The sequence below is a fragment of the Daejeonella sp. genome (assembly GCF_030684675.1).
Classification (GTDB): Bacteria; Bacteroidota; Bacteroidia; order Sphingobacteriales; family Sphingobacteriaceae; genus Daejeonella.
Map to the genome: position 1 here is coordinate 1 of NZ_JAUXXZ010000020.1, position 7,432 is coordinate 7,432.

At 38.3% G+C, this 7,432-nt stretch carries 5 protein-coding genes; 3 read left to right on the plus strand and 2 right to left on the minus strand.

Going from position 1 to position 7,432, the window contains the following annotated elements:
- Positions 1 to 247: 247 nt before the first annotated feature.
- Together Q8M41_RS03395 and Q8M41_RS03400 are read right to left on the minus strand one after the other, a co-directional pair.
- Complete coding sequence (locus Q8M41_RS03395; RefSeq protein ID WP_305363837.1) at positions 248 to 1,444, minus strand: S9 family peptidase; 1,197 nt, start codon at positions 1,442 to 1,444, stop codon at positions 248 to 250.
- A gap of 44 nt (positions 1,445 to 1,488) precedes the next feature.
- Positions 1,489 to 2,532, minus strand: a complete 1,044-nt coding sequence (locus Q8M41_RS03400) for a Gfo/Idh/MocA family protein (protein WP_305363838.1) — start codon at positions 2,530 to 2,532, stop codon at positions 1,489 to 1,491.
- Positions 2,533 to 2,710: 178 nt separating this feature from the next.
- On the opposite strand from Q8M41_RS03400, the gene Q8M41_RS03405 reads away from it, so the two are divergent.
- From Q8M41_RS03405 to Q8M41_RS03410, 3 genes are all read left to right on the plus strand, one after another.
- On the plus strand, positions 2,711 to 3,631 hold the full coding sequence (locus Q8M41_RS03405) for an RraA family protein (RefSeq protein ID WP_305363839.1): 921 nt from the start codon (positions 2,711 to 2,713) through the stop codon (positions 3,629 to 3,631).
- A gap of 22 nt (positions 3,632 to 3,653) precedes the next feature.
- A complete protein-coding gene (locus tag Q8M41_RS18175) occupies positions 3,654 to 3,821 on the plus strand; it encodes a transmembrane 220 family protein (protein ID WP_370870431.1) in 168 nt (55 codons plus the stop codon).
- Positions 3,822 to 4,170: 349 nt separating this feature from the next.
- Positions 4,171 to 7,251, plus strand: coding sequence for a SusC/RagA family TonB-linked outer membrane protein (locus tag Q8M41_RS03410; RefSeq protein ID WP_305363840.1), 3,081 nt, complete (start codon positions 4,171 to 4,173; stop codon positions 7,249 to 7,251).
- Positions 7,252 to 7,432: the final 181 nt, after the last annotated feature.

Below are 7,432 nucleotides of genomic sequence, written 5' to 3' on the forward strand. Positions count from 1 at the left end.
GTTGTCTGTTGTCTGTTGTCAGGGATATTCTGCTAAATGTTAAATCAATTGGTAATAGCCATTATTCTCTGCTATTTATTCTATAACATTAATTCTCAATGAAACGCGATTTAGTCTTGGTTCCTGGCTCTTGGCTCTTGATTCTTGATTCTGTTGTCTGTTATCAGTTGTCTGTTGTCAGTGATATAAATCTCAAATGAAATGTTAATAGTCTTTATTCCTTGTTCTTTGCTCCTTGATCCAGTTGCTATTTCCAAACAACATCATTATTATTTCTGATTCCAGAGGCAGGGAAAGGATGTTTATCAGTAAAGGGATACAGAGCTTTCTGGTCTTCAATTACAATCATCTTTTCATTCAGCGTTCCATCCGGATTCATAGCCTTAGTCAGATCAAGTCCGAGATGTTTTGCAAGGAAAGGATAAACTGCAGCGCGTTTATTTTCATCATAACCATGAAATTCTTTTGGAAGATGCACATTTTCTACCAAACCGGGTTTATCCAGCAAATTATAAATATATTTTGTGTGCGGATATTCCACTTCCGGATTATTCTTTGTCCAATCGCCACCAACAGAAACCAATAACATTGGCCTTGGAGCTGCTAGAGCGGCAATTTCTACATTATTGGTTTGAAAATTCCGGCCTTTATGAATGGGCATACCACTTTCACAAACACATCCGCCAAAGAAATGAGCCGACACCATCACGACCGGCGCAGAAACAGCTATACGATCATCAACTGCTGCGAGCAGAAAAGTCTGAGTACCTCCGCCTGATGCACCGGTCATACCAATTTTTTCAGGGTCTGCACCCATCATAAGAAGGAAATCAATGCCACGTATACTATTCCATAATTGCAGCTTTAATGCTTCGGGATGCTGATGTATCCACCCTAATTCCTCCATTTGCCCATATCCAACCGCATCATAAGCCCATACCATTGCACCCATTCTTGCCTGAGATGCAAAACGTTTTTGTGCATCGGGGCGATACCGACCCACATCACCAGGTTCTGTCCAATGTCCATGCGCATTTAATATTCCCGGAAGCTTTCCATTTGAATTTGTCGGAGTATATAAACTACCGGTGACATATACTCCCGGCAGACTTTCAAAAGCGACATTTTGCACCTGATAACCATCGAAAACTCGCTTTTCGCCGAAAATAGGATTAAGAGGCCCCTTTTTAGGATATTTCTCTAAACCAGCTCCTTTTAAAATAAGCTCACGGATCTGTTTTGCACGATTTTTCCAGGCTGCAGATGTAGTATATGACTGTTCCATCCTGTTGAGAAAAGATTTACCTTCTTCAGGAGTCCAATGATTCCCTACACATAACATTGATTCAGAAGTCCTTTGAGAAATTTTATCCTGCGAGACAGAAGATTCGATAGAAAAAAGCAGTCCGCATACAATTAGAAATGTATTTGTTATAATCTTCATAAGAATTGTGTGAATTAATTAGAATAATTTCAAGCTGCAATATTTTAATCATGCTTTAAATGAATTTGTTTCCCTTCTTTAGCTGATTCATAAATAGCCAATATAATCTCAACGGCTTTGCGGGCTTCATCTCCACTGATTTCAAAAATTTGGCCGGACTCAACAGATGCAATAAAAGCCTCAATATTTTTTTGATGTGATTGATACGAAATTGCCGCCGGGTCAGACACTCCGCCGCCGCCTTCAATTTCCTTAAAACTTTTTAAAATTCTAATATCTTCTTCTGTTTGATCAGCAAATTGCCAAACAGCAAAAGCATTTTCAACCATGATTGCAGTCCCCCGGGTACCGGTAATTTCTATACGACGAAACTGCCCCGGGAAAGAGGCTGTAGAACCATAAATTCCGCCCAAAGCCTGATTCCTGAATTTCACAATGGCTGTTGCAGTGTCCTCTACTTCTATATCATGGCCTCTTGTTGCTATATAAGCATGTAAAGAATCTACAGGCCCCATCAAGTACTGAAGGAGATCGATCATATGAATACTCTGGTTCATTAAGGCCCCGCCGCCATCAAGCTTCCAGGTTCCACGCCAGCTACTCTTGTAATATTCATCAGTTCTCCACCAGGGTACATGCACAGATGCATAGCTTATTTTACCAAAGCGACCCTGATCAATTGCGTTCTTTAAATGTGCAACCGCATCATTAAACCGATAATTGAAAATCCCTCCTAAAGAAGTCCCGGCTTTTTTGTGGGCTTCAATCATTTTCTTAATTCGTTCCAAAGAAATTTCAAGGGGTTTTTCGCAAATTACATGCTTGCCACAGCGTGCGGCTTCTATGGCAGGCTCCATGTGGCGTCCACTGGGTGTTGCAACTGTTACAATATCAATATCTTCCGAATGAAGCATTTCTTCATAATTTGCAAATGCCTTTAATTTATATTTTTCAGCAAATTTCAGGGATTTAAGCGGATCAGAACCACAAACGCCTACCAGAGTGGCATTTTCAATATTCTGAATTGCTTTTACATGAATATCAGCAATCATTCCGGTTCCTATTATTCCAAAATTCCAGTTTCTCATAGATCTGTTGTCGGTTGTCAGTTGTCTGTTGTCGGTGATAACTACTAAATGTCAATTGGATTTCTCATATCTTGTCTTGGTTCCTGGCTCTTGGTTCTTGATTCTTGATTCAGAATTAATACTAAATGTCAAATGAATAGATAATTGTCTCATATCTCGTATCTCACTCTAAAATACCATGGAAAAATTATTCAAACCGGGTTATAAGCCAATGCTAATCCTTTTCGGATTGTTTGCAGCTCCATTTTTTACACCTCAGGCAAATGCTCAGCTTTATAATTTTACTGAAGAGCAAATGATAAGTTTTACTGCAAAAAATCCTTATAGTCGTTTTCCGGGCGGCCGCCCGATGATACCGGCAGCAATTTTGGATACAATCCGTAAAATGGATATTCAGGTTGTTGAGGCTATTGGATCTATTCCGAGAGAATATGCCAATCAGTATGAGGATGGCTGGAAATCTATCATTCCCGGTAAGAAACTCGTTGGACGCGCATTTACTGTACAGTTTATGCCATCCCGTCCGGATCTGGTTGCCGGAATGCAATCAGAAGCTGATAAAAATAATTTTACCGGCCTGAACAACAGGACTACTATTGATATGCTTCAAAAGGATGATCTGGTCATCGTTGATTTATATGGCAAAGTACAGGGTGGTACCTATGTAGGAGATAAGCTATCCTATTATATATGGAAGACGACAGGCACAGGTTTAATTGTCGATGGTGGAATATACCTGACTGAGAATATATCCCAAAGTGGAATGCAGGCTTTTTATCGCGGGACTTATCCCGGACCTTTAAGTAATGCAACAGTCTCAGGTATTAACGTTCCGATCAGAATAGGTAAAGCTGTAATTATGCCAGGAGATCTGGTAATTGGTGATCAGGATGGGATTCTGGCAATACCACCACAGTTTGTTCCTAAATTAATATATACTGTAACCCGTGATCGCAGACGTGATGTATGGATGAAAAAAGCATTTGACCTGCAAAAGTATAAATCAAGTGATATCTACGGCCGTCCAAGAGATCCAGCACTTCTTAAACAATATGAGTCTTATCTGGATTCCGGTGATCCGGCTTTATTACCTAAATAAGTAGGAGGGTTAATACAATACCATGAAAATTTTCAATTCCATTTTCCTTGTACTCTTTGTTGTTTCAGCAGGCCTTCAGTATAATGATCCTGATCCTGCCTTATGGATATTAATTTATCTGTTTTGTTTATATATACCCTCTACCTGTTTTTTGAATGTTATTGAATTAGATCAAAATGCAGTAAAATAGTATCATAAATTTTACGAAATTGTTATAACAAATTTTGATTTTCATGTGTTCTGGCCTCAATTTACTCCGATAATTGACTCTTTATCCCAATATTATTTTTCCACATTGGTTTAATAACTTATTTTATTTTTTTTTATTTTTTTTATTTTTATTATAACTATTTATTAATCAGTTATTTACAAATAGTTTATTTTAAAATTTTATAATTACCAATCACTTTACTAAATATTTGCTAAAATAAAAAAAAGCATTACTTTAGTCTTGCCAAGTGGTATGTAATACATCCATAAGTTTTGTGTATCAATTGGTTTATCAATTAATTATTTATATCTAACACTAAAAAAGTATTATGATGAAAAAAGTTTACAAACTAGTCGTATTGCTTCTATTGTGCCAGACCTATGTGTTTGCGCAGAATATCAGCGTTACCGGAAAGGTTACCGACTCTGACAACTTGCCTCTTCCTGCTGTAAGCATTAAGGTGAGTGGATCAACTCAGGGTACAAGCACTGATGCTAACGGTAGCTTTACAATTTCAGTACCGTCAAATGCAACGTTGGTATTTACCTACATTGGATTTGCAAGTCAAACTATTTCAGTTAATGGAAGAACAACATTAAATGTTCGTCTTGAATCTGATGCAAAACAACTTGAAGGAGTAATTGTTACTGCTTTGGGTATTACAAAAGATCAGAAGGTCCTGAGTTATGCAACTCAAAAGGTCAATACTGATCAGTTTCAAAAAGCCAGAGAGTTAAATATTGGTAAATCATTGATCGGTCGTGTTGCTGGTCTTGATGTTGCCGGTACTTCTTCAGGTCTTGGAGGTTCAACCCGTGTTGTACTTAGGGGTGACCGCTCAATCACTGGAAACAACCAGGCTTTGATCGTTATTGACGGTGTGCCAATGGACAACTCAAACTACAGTCCAGGTACCGGTAATGGTGGCCGTGATGGTGGTGATGGTTTATCTAGTGTTAACCCTGATAACATCGAGTCAATGACTGTACTAAGAGGTGCTTCTGCAACTGCTCTTTACGGTTCGCGTGCTGCAAACGGTGCATTATTGATTAGTACCAAAAAAGGTAGTGCACAAAAAGGTTCTGGGGTTTCTTTCAACAGCTCTTCTCAATTAGAGACAATGATTGAGCTTTATGATTTCCAGAATGAGTTTGGACAAGGTGCTGGTGGTATTTACAACAGAGCTCAGGAAGGTTCATGGGGACCAAAAATGACAGGTCAGTCGGTTGCTTTATGGGGCAATGATCCTGCAGATGCTGGTAAAGTTTACAACATGACTCCGCAGCCAAATAACTATAGGGATTTTTATTCTGTAGGAAATCAGTTGTCAAATACTTTAGCATTCTCTGGCGGTAACGAAAAAGCTCAAACCTATTTCGCTTACACCAGAGTAGATGCAACAGGTATCATTGATAATAATAAGTTAACCAGAAACACTTTGAATTTACGCCTTACTGGTAAAGTAAGCCCTAAATTATCTTATGATTCAAAGGCTACTTATTTGAAGCAGGATATCGGAAACAGACAATACACTGGTGAGGCTTACCAGAATAACCAGCGTCATATCCTGCGTATTCCACGTAATATTTCATTGGAGCAGGCTAAAAAGTATGATTACATTGATCCTTCTTCTGGTAAATTGCGTCAGAATTACTGGAATCCAGGTTCAAACGGTGGTGAAAATCCATTCTGGACTAAAAATCGTGTTATTTCTGCTGATAACAGAGATCGTATAACTGCATTCGGATCCTTAACTTATCAGGTTGCTCCTTCATTGAGTATAATGGGTCGTGCAGGTATTGATAAAACAATAGATGATTTCGAAGGTAAATGGTATAATGATACCTATACCATCGCTGACTTTGGTAACTACCAGACAGAATTCAGGGATGTTGCTGAAACTAACTTTGACTTAATCGGTATCTTCAAGGAGAATATACTTGATGATTTAACTGTTGACGCAACATTTGGTGCGAGTCTTCAACACCTTGACAGAAAGTTCCAAAATACTAACGCTGGTGGTTTGAACAGGGATAATTTGTTTATTCCATCTAACGGTCGTGCTCCTTCAGACTCCCGTTCTTTTGTTCAAACAGAAAAGCAAGGTGTATTTGCTACAGCAGATTTCACTTACAAGAATGCAATTACTATCTCAGGATCTGTTCGTAATGACTGGTCATCTACTTTACCAAAAGCAAATCAGTCCTATTTATTTGGTTCAGGAGGTTTCTCTGCAATTCTTTCAAACATCTTTACTTTGCCTACAGCAGTTTCTTTTGCTAAATTAAGAGGTTCTTATGCAACTACAGGTAACGATGCATCTCCTTATCTGACTTCTCAATTTTATAATTTTGCTGCTGGTGGTAATGGTGGTTTTATTAGTAGAGATGGTACTAAACCATTCCCTACTCTTTTGCCTGAATTAACAACTGCATTAGAAGTTGGTTTAGAAGCAAAATTCTTTAATGATCGTTTTGGATTCGATTTAGGATACTATACTTCTGACTCTAAAAACCAATTGTTCAGAGTTTCTTTACCTCCTGCTTCAGGATGGAGTTCTGAATATGTTAACGCCGGTTTAGTAAATAACAAAGGTATTGAATTAACCATCAATGCTACTCCTATTGTTAAAGGCGATTTCCGTTGGAATCTTGATTTGAATTATGCTAAAAACGTTAATAAATTAGTTGAATTATCTCCTACTTTAAAGGTACTTAACTTAACCAATGACTTCATGGTATTCCAGCGTGCAGTTGAAGGCGAGTCTTTAGGTCAGATGTACAGTAGAGGTTTTCAACGTGATGCAAGTGGCAGAGTTCTTGTTGGAGTGAACGGATTACCATTAATTACAACAGGAACAACCGTTTACATGGGTAATTCCCGTCCTGATTGGACTGGTGGTTTCTCTAATACCTTTAGTTACAAAGGCTTTAGTTTGAATACTTTAATTACTGCACGTATAGGTGGTAGCGTATCTTCGTTTACTAACGCGATTATCTACTCTGATGGTCAGGTTGCTGAAACATTAGAAGGAAGATCAGGCTTTGTTTACCCAGGTGTAACCGCTGCTGGTGCAGCAAATACGGTTTCAATAACTTCAGAGCAGTATTGGAAGTTTGTAGGTGGACGTAATTCTCCAATTGGTGAAGCTTGGTCTTATTCTGCTTCAAACGTTCGTTTACGTGAGGCATCCCTAAGCTATGCATTACCTAAAAACTTACTAAAGAAAGCACCATTCCAGGCTGCTTCTGTGTCTTTAGTTGGACGTAACTTATTCTTTATCATGAATAAAGCGAAAGGTTTCGATCCTGAATCTTCTGCAGGTGCATCTAATACTGCTGTTGGTCAGGAAGGATTCTCTTTACCTACAACCCGCCAGATTGGTTTGAACTTAAACTTATCGTTTTAATTAATAAAAATTATCAATTATGAAAAAATTTAGATTATATATCATTGCTTCAAGTTTAGTCTTGGTTACAGCTATTGGTATTTCATCTTGTACCGACAAGTTTGAAGAATACAATACTGATGCGAGCAGATTAACGGAGCTTGATGCATCGGCTGTAGGTAATGCATTTGCAGCATCTCAG

What these genes read in the sequence shown, in the direction of transcription:
- Q8M41_RS03410 (WP_305363840.1), top strand. Translation starts at nt 4,171, where the DNA reads ATGATGAAAAAAGTTTACAAACTAGTCGTATTGCTTCTATTGTGCCAG.
- Q8M41_RS18175 (WP_370870431.1), top strand. Translation starts at nt 3,654, where the DNA reads ATGAAAATTTTCAATTCCATTTTCCTTGTACTCTTTGTTGTTTCAGCA.
- Q8M41_RS03405 (WP_305363839.1), top strand. Translation starts at nt 2,711, where the DNA reads ATGGAAAAATTATTCAAACCGGGTTATAAGCCAATGCTAATCCTTTTC.
- Q8M41_RS03400 (WP_305363838.1), bottom strand. Translation starts at nt 2,532, where the DNA reads ATGAGAAACTGGAATTTTGGAATAATAGGAACCGGAATGATTGCTGAT.
- Q8M41_RS03395 (WP_305363837.1), bottom strand. Translation starts at nt 1,444, where the DNA reads ATGAAGATTATAACAAATACATTTCTAATTGTATGCGGACTGCTTTTT.